Here is a 17,151-nt window from a genome sequence, read left to right as displayed (position 1 = left end):
GGCTGGTATCGCTAGCTACCGGTGGCCTTGGTGTAGGCGGCCACGTCGGCGTCGAGGTTGTCGAGCACGGAGGTCCAGTCGGGGTGCAGAACGGTCACGTCCTTGATCGTCGAGGCCGGGGACGGACCGTTGCCGGTGGCCGGAGCGCTCGCCAGATCCGTGCGGGACGGGATGGCGAAGGTGTCGGGCAGCGACTTCTGCACGTCGGCCGAGAGCAGGAACTCCATCAGCTTCTTGGCCGCGTCCGAATGCGGCGCGCCCTTGGCCATGCCCATCAGGTAGGGCAGCGAGACGGTCGACTTCTTGCCGTCGGCGGACGCCGGGAAGAAGACGTTGAACTTGGAGCCGTTCTTGACGCTCTGCAGGTTCATCTGCACGTCGCCGTTGGCGATGAGGATCTCGCCCTTGTCCACCTTGGCCTGCAGCTTGCCGGTGGAGGAGGACGGGCCGACATTGTTGGCCTGCAGCTTGGCCAGGTAGTCGAGCGCGCCCTGCTTGCCCATGAGCTGCTGCAGCAGCACCAGGACCGCGGTGCCGTCACCGGCCTGGCCGGGGGTGGAGTACTGCAGCTTGCCCTTGTAGTCGGGCTTGAGCAGGTCGTCCCAGGTCAGCTTGGTGGCGTCGACCGACGGGTTGGCGATGAAGCACAGGTAGTTGCCCGCCAGGGAAACCCACTTGCCGTTGGCGTCCTTGTCGGCGGCGGCGACCGCGCCGGTGTCCACGCCGCTGGCCTGCAGCAGCCCCGACTTGTCGGCCTTCTGCATGAACGGCGGCAGGGTGACGACGACATCGGCCTGCGGGTTGGACTGTTCCTTCTCCACTCGGCTGACGACCTCACCGGAGCCGGCCTCCACCTCGTTGACCGTGATGCCGGTCTGCGCCTTGAACTGCTCGAAGACGGGCTTGTACCAGTCGCCGAGGCCATCGACGGAGTAGACGGTGACCGTCTTGCCGTCCTTCGAGTCGCTGCCGGTGCCGCCGCAGGCGGTCAGGCTGAAGGCGACCGCGGTGGCGGAGGTCAGGATGAGAGCGGTGCGGGCGATGTTGCGTGCGAGGCGGTTGTTCGAAATACGCACGGTGACTGCACTTTCAGTTCAGGGGACGGTCGAGTCGAAGACTGGTGGAATCGAAGGGATGGGGTACTCCGCCGCCCGGGCGAGGCGCGCCCGGGCGGCGGAATTCTCTAGCCGCGCTCGGCCAGCAGCAGCTGCGCGAATTCGGTGACCGACGGCACCACGTGGGTGGCTCCCGCGGCCCGCAGCTGCTCCTCGGTGTGCGCGCCGGTCAGCGTGCCCGCGACGATGCGCGCGCCCGCGGCCAGGCCGGTGACGATATCGCTGGACGTATCACCCAGCACCGCAACGCGATCCACGGCGTCGGCCTCCAGTCGCAGCACGGCGGTGAGCACCATGTCGGGGTAGGGGCGGCCGCGCCCGGCGTCGGAGGGGACCAGGGCCAGATCGGCGATGTCGTTCCAGCCCAGCGCGTTCAGCAGCCTGTCCTGGGTCTCGCGGCTGAACCCGGTGGTCAGCGCCACCTTGATGCCCGCCGCCCGCAGCGCCGAAATGGCCTCCGCGGCACCGGGAATCGGGTTCACGCCCGCGTCGGCGAATTCCGCGTAGGCGGCCTCGAAGGCGCGGTTGGCCAGCTGGGCTCGGTCCTCGTCGCCGAGCAGGGTGCGGAAGCACCAGATCTTGGACTGGCCCATGGTGTCCCGCACGAAGGTGCGGGCCGCCTCGCGTTCCGGGCCCGCGGCGGGCACGCCCGCGGCGGTGATGGCCGCCTCGAACGCCCGCTCGACCAGTCCGTCGTCGGCGACGGTGGTGCCCGCCATATCGAGGACGGCGAGTTCGATCTGCTTGTCGGACACGGTGATTCCTTTGGTCGAGGAGGTCTCAGAGCGAGAGGAGGTCGGCGGTCTCTTCGCCGAGGGCGGGGCCGAGCGTCATGCCGCGGCCACCCGGACCGGTGACGACCCAGACGCCGTCGGCCGCCTGCGCGCGGGTGACGATGGTGCCCGGATCGATGGACTGGCTGTACACGCCCGCCCAGCGCCGCACGATCGGCGGCAGCTTGCGGCCCAGCAGTTCCTCCATCACGCCGGTGAGGTGCTCGTAGGGGGCCTCGTCCACGTCGAAGGTGAACGGCTCGTCGTACTCGTGGGTGTCGCCGATGGTGAGCCCGCCGTGCAGGCGCTGCACGGCCAGCAGCTGCATCTTGTGCTGGGCGGCCGTGAACGGCTGCGCCTCTTCACGATTGAGCCGGTCCAGCTCCGGGCCGGCGAAGGCCGGGTAGTAGCGGAAGCTGTCGCCGTCGGCGATGGCGGTGGTGAGCGGTTCGCCCAGGGGAGCGGTCTGCATCATCTGCAGCCGCACCCGGCGCACCGGAATGTCGCCCACCAGTTCGCGGGTCAGGCCGGTGTGCGCGGCACCCGGGCAGACCAGCACCAGATCGCCCTCGTGGCGGCGGCCGCGGTCGTCGATCACGGTGGTGCCGGTGACGGCGCGGGCCTCGGTGCCGGCGAAGAAGGCGTAGCGTTCAGTGGCCTCCATGTAGCGCCGCAGGGCGGGCAGCGCCTGCCGGGACTCCACGGCGGCATCGGTCGAACAGTGCAGGCCCGCAAGGAATTTGCCGCGCAGCGCGGGGTTCAGCGCGCGCACCCGGTCGACGTCGAGCAGTTCGAAGCCGCGTTCGGCGGCCGAGGGGTGGGCCGCGGCGGCCTCGGCCACCGCGAGCTCGTTCTCCGAGCGCACCAGCGTGAGGGAACCGGCCGCGCGGAAGCCGACGCCGGGGACCTGGCCGCCGATCTCCTCCCACAGCTGCCGCGAGCGCAGGGTGAGCTCCAATTCGTGTGCGCTGCGCCCCGATACCCACACCAGACCGAAGTTGCGCACGGTCGCGCCGCGGGCTTCGACCTCGCGCTCGAGGTGGATGACGTGGTGGCCGCGCCGGATGGCGGCCAGAGCGTGGGCGGTACCGAGGATCCCTCCGCCGATGATGACCATTCGCATGGGAATCATCCTGAGCAATGGTCTAGACCTACGAGTGTTTCGTGTGGAAACGGTAGGTTAATAATTGGTATAGACCAATCCTGTGTAGGCTGGGGTCATGGACACGAGGGAGGCTGCCGGGGTGGAAGACCAGGTGGAGCCAGGCCGTCCGCTGGGCGAAATGCCCGGCGCCGGAACCGATTCCGCGCCGAACGCGCGCCTGCCGAAGTCGTACCGCGTGCGCGCGGAACTCGAGGCGCTGCTCACCGAACTCTCCGAGGGTGACCCGCTGCCCTCGGAACGCGAACTGGCCCTGCGCTGCGGCGTCGCCCGTGAAACCGTGCGTCAGGCCGTGCGAGAACTCTTGGTGGAAGGCCGTATTCGCCGTCAGGGCCGCGGCACGGTGGTCTCGCGCCCGAAGATGGTGCAGCCCCTGTCGTTGCGCTCCTACACCGAGGGCGCGATCAAGTTCGGCCGCAAACCCGGCCGTCTGCTCGTCGAATGGACCGATATCCCGGCGGACAAGGACACCGCCGGGGACCTCGCGCTCGAACCCGGCACGCCGGTCATGCACCTGGAGCGCATCCTGCTGGCCGACGGCGAGCGCATCGGCCTGGAGAGCACCTGGATGCCGCTGGACCGCTTCGCCGTGCTGCGCGAGTTCTACAACCCGGAGACCTCGCTGTACGCCGCCACCCGTGGCATGGGCGTGGTCTACGCGGTCGCCACCGAGCGCATCGAAACCGTGCTCGCCTCACCGCGCGAGGCCGCCCTGCTGGAATGCACGACGGCCCTGCCGATGCTGCTGCTGCACCGCCGCAGTGTGGACGGTGAGGGTGTGCCCATCGAACGCGTGCGCTCGCTCTACCGCGGCGACCGCATCGCGTTCCAGGCCAGACTCACCGATTACTGACGCCGGTCAGCCGAGCTGCGGAGCAACCTTTCCGCCCAGCAGTTCGATGGTGTGCAGCACCTTCTCGTGCGGCAGCGTGCCCACGCTGGCGTGCAACATGAACCGGTCCAGCCCGAGCGTGTCACGGACATCGGCGATCTTCTCCGCGACATGGTCCGGCGTGCCCACGAACAGCGAACCACTCTGCGAGCGCAGCGCATCGAACTGCTGCCGGGTCATCGGACCCCAGCCGCGCTCGCGCCCGATCCCGGACATGGCCCGCGCGTACGGCGCGTAGAAGTCCTCGACGGCTTCCTTGTCGGTGTCGGCGACATACCCGTGCGCGTGCACCGCCACCGGCTGCGGCTCGTGCCCGCCTTCCTCGAGTGCCCGGTGATAGAGATCGACCAGCGGCTTGAACCGCGCCGGCTGCCCGCCGATGATGGCGATGGCCAGCGGCAGGCCCAGCAGCCCTGCGCGCACGACGGATTCGGGGCTGCCGCCCACCGCGATCCACACCGGCAGCGGCCGATTCTCGGTGCGCGGGTAGACGATCGCGTCGGTCAGCGGTGCGCGGAACCTGCCCGACCAGGTGACCGGCTCCTCCTCGCGGATCTTCAGCAGCAGCGCGAGCTTCTCCTCGAAGAGCTCGTCGTAGTCGCCGAGGTCGTACCCGAACAGCGGGAACGATTCGATGAACGACCCACGCCCGGCCATCAATTCGGCCCGCCCGTTCGAAATCCCGTCCAGCGTGGAGAAGTCCTGGAAGGCCCGCACCGGGTCTGCGGAGCTCAGCACGGTCACCGCGCTGGTGAGCTGGATCCGTTCGGTGCGGGACGCGATGGCCGCCAGCACGACGGCCGGCGAGGACGCGGCGAAGTCCTTGCGGTGATGCTCACCGACGCCGTAGACGTCCAGCCCGGCCTGCTCGGTGGCCACTGCCTCCTCGACCACCTGTCGCAACCGCTCGCCCGCGGTCGGCACCGGCCCGTCGCCACCGACGGGATGAGTTTCAGCGAATGTCGTCAGCCCCAGTTCCACGGCCGGAACCCCTCTCGAGTCTTGTTTCCAAGTCAACCGAAAGGATAAACGGACCATGGTCCGGAAGAATTCCCCCGTAGCCGGACCTGGGGATCTCGCGATCCGGACCGGCAGATAGTCTGGTACCCATGTCTGTGCGCACCCGCAAGCCCCTCGTTCCCGGCACGCAGTCGCCCATTCGCGAGGTCCCGAAGAACATCGAGCGACCCGAGTACGTCTGGAAGAAGACCGCCAAGGAGGGGCACGAGCCCTGGGTGCAGACCCCGGAGACCATCGAGAAGATGCGGATCGCGGGCAAGATCGCGGCCCAGGCCCTGGAAGAGGCCGGCAAGGCCGTCGCGCCCGGCGTCACCACCGACGAGCTGGACCGGATCGCGCACGAGTACATGCTCGACCACGGCGCGTACCCGTCGACCCTGGGCTACAAGGGATTTCCCAAGTCCTGCTGCACCTCGCTGAACGAGGTCATCTGCCACGGCATCCCGGACTCGACCGTGATCGAGGACGGCGACATCGTCAATATCGACGTCACCGCCTACATCGACGGCGTGCACGGCGACACCAACAAGACCTTCCTCGCCGGTGATGTGGACGAGGAGGTGCGCCTGCTGGTCGAGCGCACCGAGGAGGCCACCATGCGGGCCATCAAGGCGGTCAAGCCGGGCCGCGCGCTCAATGTCATCGGCCGCGTCATCGAGGCCTACGCCAACCGCTTCGGCTACGGCGTGGTCCGCGACTTCACCGGCCACGGTGTCGGCCCCACCTTCCACTCCGGCCTGGTCATCCTGCACTACGACCAGCCCGCCGTGGAGTCGGTCATCGAGCCGGGCATGACCTTCACCATCGAGCCCATGATCAACCTGGGCGGCATCGACTACGAGATCTGGGACGACGGCTGGACGGTGGTCACCAAGGACCGCAAGTGGACCGCACAGTTCGAGCACACCCTCGTCGTCACCGACGACGGCGCCGAGATCCTGACGCTCCCGTGAGAGTCGCGATGCCCCAGCGGGGTACCAGAACTCGGGCGATCGGCTCCCGCGGCCCGCGGCGGAAGAATTCGCGGGTTCTCCCGCCCAACCCCCGCGACGAGGGTCTGGGCGCGCTCCGCGCCACCATGCGCCGCCACGTCGAACTCGCCGCGGGGCGGCAGGTGCCGGAAGCGGACGACGCCCCCGGCGAGCAGCCCGAGGTCGAGGTGACCAGCGGCGCCGACGCCGAAGCGGACGACGGCCGCGACGTCTACACGAGCCGGGACGCGTACACCAGTAGCAGCCGCGACTCCTATACCAGCCGGGATGCCTATGACAGCGGCGCCCGAGCTGGGAACAACCGGCGGTGACGCGTGCCCCGCTGGTTGCGGGTACCGCCTCGCCCGCCGGGAAAAGCGTTGTGGTGAACGGGTTTTGCCGTCGGCGCGCGCAGTGGAGAGCGCGGAGGGCAGCCGGCGCCACCATCCTCACCCGCGTCCTCCGGGGGGAGCGTCGAGTGGCAGAGGTGAGGAGCGCTTCGCCCGCGGCGGGCGCCACCTGCGAAGTAAGCGTTGTCGCGGCCGGGCCTTGCCGGATGTCGGCGAGGTGTGGGGCGAGTGTCGTTGCGCGGGGCATGGGGAGCGGATCTGTGGTGGCCGGTATCGGGTGGCCGGGATGAAGGGCGCTCTGCTGATCGCCGGGACCACATCCGATGCGGGCAAAAGCGTTGTGGTGGCGGGGCTCTGCCGCATGCTGGCGCGGCGCGGGGTGCGGGTCGCACCCTTCAAGGCGCAGAACATGTCGAACAACTCCGTCGTCACCTTGGACGGCGGGGAGATCGGCCGGGCGCAGGCGCTGCAGGCCCGGGCCTGTGGGCTGGAGCCGAGCGTGCGGTTCAACCCGGTGCTGTTGAAGCCGGGGAGTGACCGGCGCTCGCAGCTCGTGGTGCGGGGCAAGGCCGTCGATACCGTCGGGGCGAAGGATTACTTCCGTCATCGGCAGCAGTTGCGTGCCATCGTCGCCGCGGAATTGGCTTCGCTGCGAGCCGAATTCGATGTGGTGATCTGCGAGGGCGCGGGATCGCCCGCCGAGATCAACCTGCGGGCAACGGATCTGGCGAACATGGGATTGGCGAGGGCTGCAGAGCTGCCGGTCGTGGTGGTCGGCGACATCGATCGCGGGGGAGTGCTCGCCCACCTGTTCGGGACCGTGGCGATTCTGGAACCCGAAGACCAGCAACTGATTTCCGGGTTCATCATCAACAAGTTCCGGGGCGATGTGGACCTGTTGCGACCGGGGCTGGACCAGCTCGCTGAGCTGACCGGGCGGTCCACGCTCGGTGTCATCCCGTTCGCCGAGGACCTCTGGATCGACGCCGAGGACTCGCTCGGCACCGTCGCGGACGCCCCCGTCGGCCGTTCCCGCCCGCCGCTGGGCGGAGAGTGGCTGACGGTCGCCGCGATCCGGCTGCCGCGCATCTCCAATTCCACCGATGTGGAGGCCCTGGCCTGCGAACCCGGGGTATCCGTGCGCTGGGTGAGCGACCCGTCCCGCCTGGCCGGAGCGGACCTGGTCGTCATTCCCGGCAGCAAATCCACCGTCGGAGACCTGGAGTGGTTGCGGCGCACCGGGATTGCCGACGCCCTGACGGTGCGTGCGGCGGCCGGTGGCCCCATTCTCGGCATCTGCGGCGGCTACCAGATGCTGGCCCGCACCATCGTCGACCCGGTCGAATCCGCCGCGGGCACCGTCCCCGGCCTGGGCCTGCTGGACCTGGAGATCGAATTCGCCGACCCCAAGGTGCTGCGCCGTTCCAGCGGCCGTGTCCCGATTCATGCTGAGCCGGGCCGTGACAGCGATCTCCCGGTGCACGGCTATGAGATCCACCACGGGCGCGTCACCCGGCAGGGCGACGACCCGTGGTTCGAACTCGACAGCGCTCCCGAAGGCAGTGTGCGCGAGGCGATCTGGGGCACCCATCTGCACGGAGCCCTGGAGTCGGACGAGTTTCGCCGCGCCTGGCTGCGCGTGGTCGCCGCGCGGGCGGGCCGCACCGATTTCGTTGTCTCCGACACTGTTTCGGTCGCCGAGGTGCGCTCCGCCCAGCTGGATCTGCTGGCCGACCTCATGGAGAAGCACCTCGACCAGGACGCGCTCGAACGGCTCATCACCGCTGGTGCGGCCGCGGATCTCCCGGTTCTGACCATCAAGAAGTGACCGGCGTCACACAAATCCGCCCGACTCGCGTTCGGCCCCTCCGGCGCTCCTGTAGCGTGTTCGACCATGGAATCTCGGCGGATCACGGTCGGTGACCGCGAGTGGGCGGTGCGAGTCGGCGGACCCGAAACCAGGCACCACGTCCTGCTGCTACCCGATGCGGGTGATCCGGCCGACATTTACGACCAGGTCTGTGCCCGGTTGCAGACCTCGGACCTGCACACCATCGCGATCGAATCGATCGACGGTCTCGACGCCACCACCGTTTTCGCCATCCTCGACCAGCTGAAGGTCCCGTGGGCCAACCTGGTCGGCAGCGGCGCGGGCGCGGACCTGGCCTGGCAGCTGGCCGCCCGCGGCTTCGGCCGCTTCATGAGCCTCATCGTGGCCGGCGGCGGTCACCCGGCCGCGCCGGGCGCGGACGGCGCCGTCAAGGACCCTTCCTGCCCGCCGGTGGAGATCCCCACCACCCTGCTGGCCACCAAGCGCCTGCCGCGCCCGGTGGCCGAGGCTTCCAGCCGGTTCGTCTACGGCGAATTCCGGCTGGTCCCCATGGATGTCGCCGATGTGGCGGCCGAAGCGGGCCACGAGCTGGCCACCGAAGTGGTGCTACGCACCAGTTTCTGGTGAGTCGGCGAGCCACTTCAGCCAGGAATCCAGCTCCCTGAACGCCTGGGTGCGCGGCGTCTCCGACGACAGGAACACGTCGTGCCGCGCGCCCTCGATGGGCACGATATTGGTGCGCTCGCCCAGGCAGCCCGACCAGCGCTGGATCTGCTTGACGTCGAGTACCAGATCCGCCAGGTCGGCGGCGGGTCCGTACTTGCTCATGAACTTGGTGGCCTTCGACCGCAGGATCAGCGCGGGCACACCGATGTCCAGGCCCTTGTGCAGCCGGAGGTGACCGCGGCGAATGGCCCGCAGCCAGCCGGCGTGAACCGCGTAGCCGCTCAACGGTTTCCAGTCCAGGTTGTAATCCCACTCGCCGGAGACGCTGTGGTGCAGGCTGTCGCCGTACGCGGTGGAGACGCCGAGCGGCAGCTTCGCGAACCCCCGCCACCGGCCCAGGCCCTCCAGCAGCGGCGTGCCGACCGAGCGGTAGTAGCCGGGTCCCTGCAGGTCGAACCAGGGGCTGTTGAGCACCAGTCCCGTGATGCCCTGCGCGCGAGCGCCGCCGGTGGCCTGCAATCGGTTCAGCCACAGCGAGGTCACCAGGCCGCCGGTGGAGTGCGCCATGATCAGCACCGGCAGCTCGGTCTCCTCGCGGATCACCTGCAGCGACCGGTTCAGTTCCCCGTCGTAGAGCGCCAGGTCGCTCACATAGTGCGGGGTCTGCCCGGCCCGCTGTGAGCGCCCGCATTTGCGCAGATCCAGCGCGTAGAAGGCGTAGCCCTGGGCGGCCAGGTGCTGGGCCAGGTGCTCCTGGAAGAAGTAGTCGGTGAACCCGTGCACGTACAGCACGGCCCGGGTGGCGACCGGGGCGTCGGCCGGGGCATAACGGACCAGGGTGGCGACCACGTCGCCTTCACCGTCCGGATCCGGACCCATCGGAATGGTCAGCTGCTGGTAGTCGGCACCCAGCACATCGGGCTGCCAGGTAGTGGTCGACGACGTGGTGGATGACGTTTCGGAGGTCACACGCCCAACATAGACCGCGTCCCGGCGATGTCCATTTGGGAGGGATCTCTCACATTCGGGGATTTGGAAGCAAGATTCGGGAATGGTCAGGGGCAGAATTGAGTCCAAGTGAACGACGGGTAACCTAACCTCCACCTGGTGACCCACAAATGACAAGGAAGTCGATCAACGCCGTGTCGAACGCTGCCACGATTGAAAAGACCGATGTAGTACTCGTCGGTGCCGGCATCATGAGTGCCACCCTCGGTGCCTTGCTTCGACAGGTGCAGCCGGACTGGTCGATCACCATCTTCGAGCGCCTGGAGGCCGCGGCCGCCGAGAGCAGCGACCCGTGGAACAACGCGGGGACGGGCCACTCCGCCCTGTGCGAGCTGAACTACACGCCGCAGAACGCCGACGGCTCGGTGGAGATCACCAAGGCCATCGACATCAACGAGCGCTTCCAGGTCTCGCGCCAGTTCTGGTCCTACTCGGTCGAGAACGGCGTGCTGGCCAACCCGTCGAACTTCATCAACCCCATCCCGCACGTGAGCTTCACCCACGGCCCGGACGGCGTGGAGTACCTGCGCAAGCGCCACGAGGCGCTGTCGAAGCACCCGCTGTTCGAGGGCATGGAATTCATCGACGACGCAGCCGAATTCAGCCGTCGCCTGCCCCTGATGGCCAAGGGCCGTGACTTCTCCGACCCGGTCGCTCTGAACTGGACCGACTCGGGCACCGATATCGACTTCGGTGAGCTCACCAAGGAACTGCTGGCCTACCTGGGTGCGTCCGGCGCGGACATCGCCTTCGGCCACGACGTGCTGAACCTGACCAAGCAGTCCGACGGCTCCTGGCTGGTCAAGGTGCGCAACCTGCGCAGCAACAAGGTGCGGGTCATCAACGCCAAGTTCGTGTTCGTCGGCGCGGGCGGCGGCGCGCTGCCGCTGCTGCAGAAGTCGGGCATCAAGGAGATCCGCGGCTTCGGCGGCTTCCCGGTGTCGGGCCTGTTCCTGCGCTGCACCAACCCGGACCTGATCGCCCAGCACGAGGCCAAGGTGTACGGCCAGGCGTCGGTCGGCGCGCCGCCGATGTCGGTGCCGCACTTGGACACTCGCGTCATCAACGGTGAGAAGGGCCTGCTGTTCGGCCCCTACGCCGGCTGGACGCCGAAGTTCCTCAAGGACGGCAAGCTGACCGACCTCGTCAAGTCGGTCAAGCCGAACAATCTGTTCTCCATGCTCGGCGTGGGCGTCACGGAGATGGGCCTGGTCAACTACCTGGTCTCCGAGCTGCTCAAGTCGCAGAACGGCCGCATCGGCGCCATGGAGGAGTTCATCCCGCGCGCCGACAGCGCCGACTGGGAGCTGATCATCGCCGGTCAGCGCGTGCAGATGATCCGTCGCAAGGGCATCGGCGGCGTGCTGGAGCTGGGCACCGCGGTCGTCGCGGCCGAGGACGGCACCATCGCCGGTCTGCTCGGTGCGTCCCCCGGCGCGTCCACCTGTGTCAGCGCCATGCTGGATGTCATGAAGAAGTGCTTCCCGCGCGAATTCTCCACGTGGGAGCCGAAACTCAAGGAAATGGTGCCGTCGCTGGGCGTCAAGCTCTCCGAGAACCAGGCCCTGTACCGCGAGGTCTGGGACTGGTCCACCAAGGCTCTGCAGCTGGATTCGGTGGATTCGGACAACACGCCCGAGCCCGTCGGTATCGCTTCTCACGCCTAGATGTGATAGCAAGACGCGATGATGTCAACGGTTGCTCTCAAACGGTCGTGGTCCCAAGACCTGGACACCGCGACGCTGTACAAGCTGTTGAAACTTCGCGTCGAGGTGTTCGTCGTCGAGCAGAAGTGCGCGTACCCGGAACTGGACGGGTTCGACCTGCTGCCGGAAACCCGGCACTTCTGGCTCGACGATGAGGGCGAGGTCATCTGCACCCTGCGCCTCATGGAGGAGCACGACGAGGGCGTGAAGTCCTTCCGCATCGGCCGCCTCTGCACCACCCCCGAGGCCCGCGGCCACGGCTACACCACCCGCCTGCTGCAGGCCGCCCTGGCCGAAGCCGGCTCGGCGACCGTCCGCCTGAACGCCCAGACCTACCTGCTCGACATGTACACCAAGCACGGCTTCAAGCCCGACGGCGAGGAGTACATCGAAGACGGCATCCCGCACATCCCGATGCGCCGCGGCTGACCCCGCACCCACCGAACAATCCCGCGCCCGCTGTGAAACCCACAGCGGGCGCGGCTGTTTCACCCAGTGGCCCAGGTCGGCAGCGCGACCGGGAAGGGGTGCCCGGGGTGGGGGACGGGGGCGCCCTTAGAGTTGGGGTCGTGTCCGTTTCTCCTGTGGCTTACTCCGAGAGTGTTCGTACGGCCGTTGACGAGGCCGGGTTTCCGTTCTCCGCGGTGGTGGGGCAGGAGCGGTTGCAGCTGGCGCTGATCCTGTGCGCGGTGCATCCGGGGATCGGCGGGGTGCTGGTGCGCGGGGAGAAGGGGACCGCGAAATCGACCGTGGTGCGGGCGCTGGCGCAGTTGCTGCCGCCGGTGGTGGACGAGTCCGGGGCGCGGCCCGCACGGCTGGTGGAGCTGCCGGTGGGCGCCACCGAGGACCGGGTGGTCGGGTCGCTGGATCTGGAGCGGGTGCTGCGGGACGGGGAGCAGGCGTTCAAGCCGGGGCTGCTGGCCGCCGCGCATCACGGCGTGCTCTACGTCGACGAGGTGAACCTGCTGCACGACCATCTGGTGGACGTACTGCTCGACGCGGCCGCCATGGGGCGGGTGCACATCGAGCGCGACGGTGTCTCGCACACGCATCCGGCGCGATTCGTCCTGGTGGGCACCATGAATCCGGAGGAAGGCGAGCTGCGGCCGCAGCTGCTGGACCGATTCGGGCTCACCGTGGACGTGGTCGCCTCCCGCGATGTGGACGTGCGGATGGCCGTCGTCCGCCGCCGCCTGGACTACGAGGCGGATCCCGGCGCCTTCGCCGGCCGCTACGCCGCCGCGGATCGTGAAGTGGCCGAACGCATTCTGACCGCCCGCGACAAGCTCGCCGACGTCGGTCTCGACAATGTCGAGCTGCGCCGCATCGCCGCCCTGTGCGCGAGCTTCGATGTCGACGGCATGCGCGCCGACCTGGTGGTGGCGCGCACCGCGACCGCCCACGCGGCCTGGCGCGGAGCGACCGCGGTCACCGAGGCCGATGTCCGCGTGGGCGCCGAACTGGCGCTGCCGCACCGCCGTCGCCGCGATCCCTTCGACGAACCCGGTATCAGCGAGGAGCAACTCGACGACGCCATGCGGAACGCGGCCGAGGAAGCGGCCCGCGCCGAGGAGGACGACAGCCTGGGAAAAGGTGAAGCGGTCCCGCCGAACAACGGTGCGGGACCGCAGGATCCGGCGGACGGGGCCGATGGTTCCGGCCTGAACCCGGAACACGCCGATTCACCTGGCGCCGAACCGGACTCGCGCGATGGCGGCGCTGGGTCGTGCGATGGCTCGGACCCCTCGCCGAGCGACTCCGATACCCCGGGTGGTCCGGATTCGGACCATGGCCTCGAGCCGGACAGCGGCCCGGATTTCCCTGGGGGAGGCCAGAATCCACCGGGTGACCCGCGCCCGCACGACGATCGGCGTGGCCGGAACGACTCGGCCGGCCGTGAGGGCCGCGTCGCCGCGCCCACCGCAACCCTGCCCAAGCCCCCGCGCTGGGAGGTCCCCGGCGTCGGCGAGGGCGCACCCGGCCGCCGCTCCCGTGCCCGCACCCGCCAGGGCCGCGTCGTGCGCACCACCGACGACACCTCCACCGGCCTGCATCTGCTGGGCACCATCTTCGCCGCGGCCCCGCGCCAGTTCGAGCGCGGCCGCCTGTCGGGCCCCCTCGCCTTCGCTGCCGACGACCTGCGGGGCGCGTATCGCGAAGGCCGCGAAGGCAACCTGGTCGTCTTCGTCGTCGACACCTCCGGCTCCATGGCCGCCCGCGACCGCCTCGCCGCCGTCACCAACGCGGTGGTGGCGCTGCTCCGCGACGCCTACCAGCGCCGCGACAAAGTCGCCGTCATCACCATGCGCGGCCAGGACGCGGAACTGGTCCTTCCGCCCACCACGTCGGTCGACATCGCGGTCCGCCGCCTCGCCGACCTCCGCACCGGCGGCAAAACCCCACTCGCCCAAGGCCTCCTGAAGGCCCGCGACCTCATCCGCCGCGAACGGACCCGGGACCCCCACCGCCGCCCCCTCCTCGTCCTCCTCACCGACGGCCGGGCCACCGGTGGCACCGACCCGCTCCCGCGCGCCCGAACCGCCGCCCGCATGCTCGCCGCCGACGCCGTCACCGCCATGGTCATCGACTGCGAACGCGGCATGATCCGCCTGAACCTCGCCCGCGACATAGCCACCGCCCTCCGCGCCGGCTACCTCCAATTGACCGCCCTCACCGGCGATTCCGTCGCCGGCATCGTCCGCGCCACCCGAGCCGCCTGACCACCCACCCGTTCCCTCGCCGCCAGTTGCGGTGGGTGGGACTACCCGTGAGGTGTCCGCCGAAACCCTTGGCGGACTCCGGGTCCGAGTCCTCGCCGACTTTTGGCGAGGCCGCACCATCGCGGTCGGCCGATATGGATCAGGGCGCGCCGGGGTATCGGAGCGGCCCGGGCCATGACCACAACAGGTGACCGGTCGTCGTGTGGGCCGGGGCGCGGATCGGCGCGCCGGGTGCATATGGCACCGTGATTCACCGACGAGTCGGTGTGGAAGGAGCTGGAGACGATGCCGAAGGGTGTGCCGCTGCCGGAGAGCATTCCGGATGACGGGCTGACGACGCGGCAGCGCCGGAATCTGCCTGTCCTCGCGGTGCACACCGGGCCCGGGAAGGGGAAGTCGACGGCGGCGTTCGGGATGGCGCTGCGGGCCTGGAATCAGGGGTTCGATGTCGCGGTGTTCCAGTTCGTGAAGAGCGCGAAATGGAAGGTGGGCGAGGAGGCCGCGTTCCGGACGCTCGGGACGCTGCACGACGAGACCGGGGTCGGCGGGGCCGTGGAGTGGCACAAGATGGGGGAGGGCTGGTCGTGGACGCGGAAGCAGGGGTCCGATGAGGATCATGCGGCCGCGGCGCTGGCGGGGTGGCAGGAGATTCGACGCCGCCTGGAGGCCGAGCAGCATCGGTTCTATGTGCTGGACGAGTTCACCTACCCGCTCAAGTGGGGCTGGGTCGACGTGGACGAGGTCGTCGAGACGCTGCGCAACCGGCCGGGCAACCAGCACGTGGTGATCACCGGCCGCGACGCACCGCAGGCGCTGATCGAGGCCGCGGACCTGGTCACCGAGATGACCAAGGTGAAGCACCCGATGGACGCGGGCCGCAAGGGCCAGCGCGGAATCGAATGGTGAACACGCCCGCGGTCGTCATCGCCGCGCCCGCCTCGGGGAGCGGGAAGACAACCGTCGCCACCGGATTGATCGGGGCGCTGCGCCGGGCCGGGCACCGGGTCGCGCCGTTCAAGGTGGGCCCGGACTACATCGACCCGGGATATCACGGGCTGGCGGCCGGACGACCCGGGCGGAACCTGGATCCGGTGCTGGTCGGGCCCGACCGCGTGGTGCCGCTGTACCGGCACGGGAGCCAGGGCTGCGATCTGGCGGTCGTCGAGGGCGTCATGGGCCTGTTCGACGGGCGCATCGACGAACACCACACCGAACCCGTCGCGGAGGGCTCGACCGCCCAGATCGCCGCCATGCTGGGCGCGCCGGTCATTTTGGTGGTCGACGCGCGCGGGCACAGCCAGAGCCTGGCGGCCCTGCTGCACGGATTCGCGACCTACGACAGCGGAATCCGGCTCGGCGGAGTGATTCTCAACCGGGTCGGCAGCGAACGCCACGAGCAGGTGCTGCGTGCGGCCTGCGCCCGCGTCGGACTGCCGGTGCTGGGCGCACTGCCGCGACTGGCCGAATTGGCGGTGCCGTCACGGCATCTCGGCCTGATTCCGGCGGTGGAGCACGGCTCGGCGGCCCAGGCCGCCGTGGACGCCATGACGGATCTCGTTGCGGCGCATATCGATCTCGCGGCGGTGGCCGCCTTGGCCGCGTCGAGCGCACAGGGGCAGGACTGGGATCCCGCCGCCGAGGTGACGGCGGCGGAATCCGGGCCGGTGGTGGCGATGGCGGGCGGACCGGCCTTCACCTTCGGGTACGCCGAACATCGCGAGCTGCTGGCGGCGGCGGGCGCGCAGGTGCGAGTCTTCGACCCGCTGCGCGACGAATTGCCCTCCGGTGCAGCGGGACTGGTCCTTCCCGGCGGTTTCCCCGAAGAGCACGCCGCCGAACTCGCTGCCAACACGGGCCTGCTCGACGCCATCGCCGAACAGGTCGGCCGCGGCCTCCCGATCCACGCCGAATGCGCGGGCCTGCTCTACCTGACCCGCACCCTCGACGGTCACCGCATGGCCGGAGTCATCGACGCCGAAGCCGAATTCGGCCCGCGCCTCACCCTCGGCTACCGGGATGCGGTGGCGCTCACCGATACTCCGCTCTGGAGCGCGGGCGCACGCGTGCGCGGCCACGAATTCCACCGCACCCGCCTGGTCACCCCCGGATCCGCCGTTGCGGCCTGGGCCTGGCGCGCTCCCTCCGGCGAGACCGTCCGCGAGGGCGCGGCAGTGCATCGCGTCCACGCGTCCTACCTGCACACCCACCCCGCCGGAAATCCAGCGGCCGTCAGCCGATTCGTCACCACCGCCGCTGATTTCGCCCGCACCCATGCCCCGGCCTGAATTGGCTGTCGGGGTTGGACTCCGTCCCGGGACAACCGCCGACGCGATCCTCGCCGCCATACGAAACACGGTCGGTGACAGGGTGATTCGCTGCTTGGCGACCGTCGAGCGGCGCGTCGGAGAGCCCGGGATCAGAACGGCCGCCGACCGGTTGGGTGTCGAGCTGGTGGGATTCACGCTCACGGAGCTGGAGGCCGTTCCCGTTCCCAATCCGTCGGAGCGGGTTGCGCTTGCCGTAGGGAGCGCGAGCGTCGCTGAGGCGGCCGCTGTGCTGGCCGGCGATGGCGGGAATTTGGTCATCGCCAAAACCGTTTTCGCTGGGGTTGTTATCGCGGCGGCAGAATTCAATTCGTAGTCGCAAATGTGAAAAGGCAAGGGATACTGGACATTTCGGGTTCCTAGCATGCCCATTCGGCGGTAAAATCAATGCATGAATTCGACGGGGGTGACACTCAACGAATGCGGTATCGCCGAATTGGCGACCGCCGTCGAGACCCTGTCGAATTCCGTCCTGCACGGCAACCTGAACCCGTTCTCCGATAGTGATGTCGTGGAGTTGATGCAGCGCCTGGAAACCTGCAAAAGGCAACTGTCGGCGCTGGATTCACGCCTGATCATCGAAGCCTGCAATCGTTCGCTGCCCGAGGGCAGC

Annotated in this window: 16 protein-coding genes and 1 pseudogene; 12 read left to right on the top strand and 5 right to left on the bottom strand. The window is 69.1% G+C overall.

The window, feature by feature from the left end; translation table 11 throughout:
• Positions 1-11: 11 nt before the first annotated feature.
• From ABZV44_RS18640 to ABZV44_RS18630, 3 genes are all read right to left on the bottom strand, one after another.
• Complete coding sequence (locus tag ABZV44_RS18640; RefSeq protein ID WP_354837966.1) at positions 12-1,043, bottom strand: 2-aminoethylphosphonate ABC transporter substrate-binding protein; 1,032 nt, start codon at positions 1,041-1,043, stop codon at positions 12-14.
• 140 nt (positions 1,044-1,183) lie between these two features.
• Complete coding sequence (locus tag ABZV44_RS18635; RefSeq protein ID WP_354837591.1) at positions 1,184-1,870, bottom strand: phosphonatase-like hydrolase; 687 nt, start codon at positions 1,868-1,870, stop codon at positions 1,184-1,186.
• A 25-nt stretch (positions 1,871-1,895) separates the two neighbouring features.
• Positions 1,896-3,011 (bottom strand): TIGR03364 family FAD-dependent oxidoreductase, encoded by a 1,116-nt coding sequence (locus tag ABZV44_RS18630; protein ID WP_354837589.1) that lies wholly within the window; start codon positions 3,009-3,011, stop codon positions 1,896-1,898.
• A gap of 160 nt (positions 3,012-3,171) precedes the next feature.
• Here ABZV44_RS18630 and ABZV44_RS18625 point away from each other — a divergent pair, with 160 nt between their 5' ends.
• On the top strand, positions 3,172-3,903 hold the full coding sequence (locus ABZV44_RS18625; RefSeq protein WP_354837964.1) for a GntR family transcriptional regulator: 732 nt from the start codon (positions 3,172-3,174) through the stop codon (positions 3,901-3,903).
• A gap of 6 nt (positions 3,904-3,909) precedes the next feature.
• Here ABZV44_RS18625 and ABZV44_RS18620 read toward each other — a convergent pair whose 3' ends face one another.
• Entirely contained in the window at positions 3,910-4,923 is a 1,014-nt protein-coding gene (locus tag ABZV44_RS18620) for an LLM class flavin-dependent oxidoreductase (protein WP_354837588.1), read from the bottom strand.
• 128 nt (positions 4,924-5,051) lie between these two features.
• Between ABZV44_RS18620 and map the strand changes: the two genes are divergently transcribed.
• The 4 genes from map (at position 5,052) to ABZV44_RS18600 (ending at position 8,741) form a co-directional block, all read left to right on the top strand.
• The gene (gene map, locus ABZV44_RS18615; protein ID WP_354837586.1) at positions 5,052-5,915 is read left to right on the top strand and encodes a type I methionyl aminopeptidase; all 864 of its coding nucleotides are present in this window, start codon (positions 5,052-5,054) and stop codon (positions 5,913-5,915) included.
• A gap of 8 nt (positions 5,916-5,923) precedes the next feature.
• Positions 5,924-6,265: a hypothetical protein gene (locus tag ABZV44_RS18610; RefSeq protein WP_354837584.1), complete on the top strand. Its 342-nt coding sequence runs from the start codon at positions 5,924-5,926 to the stop codon at positions 6,263-6,265.
• 304 nt (positions 6,266-6,569) lie between these two features.
• The gene (locus ABZV44_RS18605) at positions 6,570-8,111 is read left to right on the top strand and encodes a cobyric acid synthase (protein WP_354837583.1); all 1,542 of its coding nucleotides are present in this window, start codon (positions 6,570-6,572) and stop codon (positions 8,109-8,111) included.
• A 66-nt stretch (positions 8,112-8,177) separates the two neighbouring features.
• Positions 8,178-8,741, top strand: coding sequence for an alpha/beta hydrolase (locus ABZV44_RS18600; protein ID WP_354837582.1), 564 nt, complete (start codon positions 8,178-8,180; stop codon positions 8,739-8,741).
• Here the strand turns inward: ABZV44_RS18600 and ABZV44_RS18595 are convergent.
• Positions 8,721-9,659, bottom strand: coding sequence for an alpha/beta hydrolase (locus tag ABZV44_RS18595; RefSeq protein ID WP_354837962.1), 939 nt, complete (start codon positions 9,657-9,659; stop codon positions 8,721-8,723). The genes ABZV44_RS18600 and ABZV44_RS18595 overlap by 21 nt on opposite strands.
• A 239-nt stretch (positions 9,660-9,898) precedes the next feature.
• Here ABZV44_RS18595 and mqo point away from each other — a divergent pair, with 239 nt between their 5' ends.
• The 7 genes and pseudogenes from mqo to ABZV44_RS18560 all read left to right on the top strand — a co-directional run.
• Positions 9,899-11,455: a malate dehydrogenase (quinone) gene (mqo, locus tag ABZV44_RS18590; RefSeq protein WP_354837580.1), complete on the top strand. Its 1,557-nt coding sequence runs from the start codon at positions 9,899-9,901 to the stop codon at positions 11,453-11,455.
• Positions 11,456-11,473: 18 nt separating this feature from the next.
• Complete coding sequence (locus tag ABZV44_RS18585) at positions 11,474-11,923, top strand: GNAT family N-acetyltransferase (RefSeq protein WP_354837578.1); 450 nt, start codon at positions 11,474-11,476, stop codon at positions 11,921-11,923.
• A 140-nt stretch (positions 11,924-12,063) separates the two neighbouring features.
• The gene (locus tag ABZV44_RS18580) at positions 12,064-14,214 is read left to right on the top strand and encodes a magnesium chelatase subunit D family protein (protein ID WP_354837576.1); all 2,151 of its coding nucleotides are present in this window, start codon (positions 12,064-12,066) and stop codon (positions 14,212-14,214) included.
• Positions 14,215-14,499: 285 nt separating this feature from the next.
• Entirely contained in the window at positions 14,500-15,120 is a 621-nt protein-coding gene (gene cobO / locus ABZV44_RS18575; RefSeq protein ID WP_354837574.1) for a cob(I)yrinic acid a,c-diamide adenosyltransferase, read from the top strand.
• A complete protein-coding gene (locus ABZV44_RS18570) occupies positions 15,114-16,499 on the top strand; it encodes a cobyrinate a,c-diamide synthase (RefSeq protein ID WP_354837573.1) in 1,386 nt (461 codons plus the stop codon). Before cobO ends, ABZV44_RS18570 begins: the two co-directional genes overlap by 7 nt.
• Positions 16,486-16,854 carry a cobalamin biosynthesis protein gene (locus ABZV44_RS18565; RefSeq protein WP_354837571.1) on the top strand — a complete coding sequence of 123 codons (369 nt, stop codon included), beginning with the start codon at positions 16,486-16,488 and terminating at the stop codon, positions 16,852-16,854. The genes ABZV44_RS18570 and ABZV44_RS18565 overlap by 14 nt, the downstream gene beginning before the upstream one ends.
• A 75-nt stretch (positions 16,855-16,929) precedes the next feature.
• Positions 16,930-17,151: pseudogene (locus ABZV44_RS18560) on the top strand (hypothetical protein); the annotation flags it as partial.

Origin of the sequence: Nocardia sp. NPDC004860, assembly GCF_040609015.1 — a bacterium.
Taxonomy (GTDB): domain Bacteria; phylum Actinomycetota; class Actinomycetes; order Mycobacteriales; family Mycobacteriaceae; genus Nocardia.
The sequence above is the reverse complement of the archived record's forward strand: the minus strand, read 5'-3'. Positions and strand labels throughout refer to the sequence as shown.

Coding starts and splice junctions, on each gene's coding strand:
- ABZV44_RS18565 (WP_354837571.1), top strand. CDS start 16,486: ATGCCCCGGCCTGAATTGGCTGTCGGGGTTGGACTCCGTCCCGGGACA.
- ABZV44_RS18585 (WP_354837578.1), top strand. CDS start 11,474: ATGATGTCAACGGTTGCTCTCAAACGGTCGTGGTCCCAAGACCTGGAC.
- mqo (WP_354837580.1), top strand. CDS start 9,899: ATGACAAGGAAGTCGATCAACGCCGTGTCGAACGCTGCCACGATTGAA.
- ABZV44_RS18600 (WP_354837582.1), top strand. CDS start 8,178: ATGGAATCTCGGCGGATCACGGTCGGTGACCGCGAGTGGGCGGTGCGA.
- ABZV44_RS18610 (WP_354837584.1), top strand. CDS start 5,924: ATGCCCCAGCGGGGTACCAGAACTCGGGCGATCGGCTCCCGCGGCCCG.
- ABZV44_RS18595 (WP_354837962.1), bottom strand. CDS start 9,659: ATGGGTCCGGATCCGGACGGTGAAGGCGACGTGGTCGCCACCCTGGTC.
- cobO (WP_354837574.1), top strand. CDS start 14,500: ATGCCGAAGGGTGTGCCGCTGCCGGAGAGCATTCCGGATGACGGGCTG.
- map (WP_354837586.1), top strand. CDS start 5,052: ATGTCTGTGCGCACCCGCAAGCCCCTCGTTCCCGGCACGCAGTCGCCC.
- ABZV44_RS18570 (WP_354837573.1), top strand. CDS start 15,114: ATGGTGAACACGCCCGCGGTCGTCATCGCCGCGCCCGCCTCGGGGAGC.
- ABZV44_RS18630 (WP_354837589.1), bottom strand. CDS start 3,011: ATGCGAATGGTCATCATCGGCGGAGGGATCCTCGGTACCGCCCACGCT.
- ABZV44_RS18625 (WP_354837964.1), top strand. CDS start 3,172: ATGCCCGGCGCCGGAACCGATTCCGCGCCGAACGCGCGCCTGCCGAAG.
- ABZV44_RS18605 (WP_354837583.1), top strand. CDS start 6,570: ATGAAGGGCGCTCTGCTGATCGCCGGGACCACATCCGATGCGGGCAAA.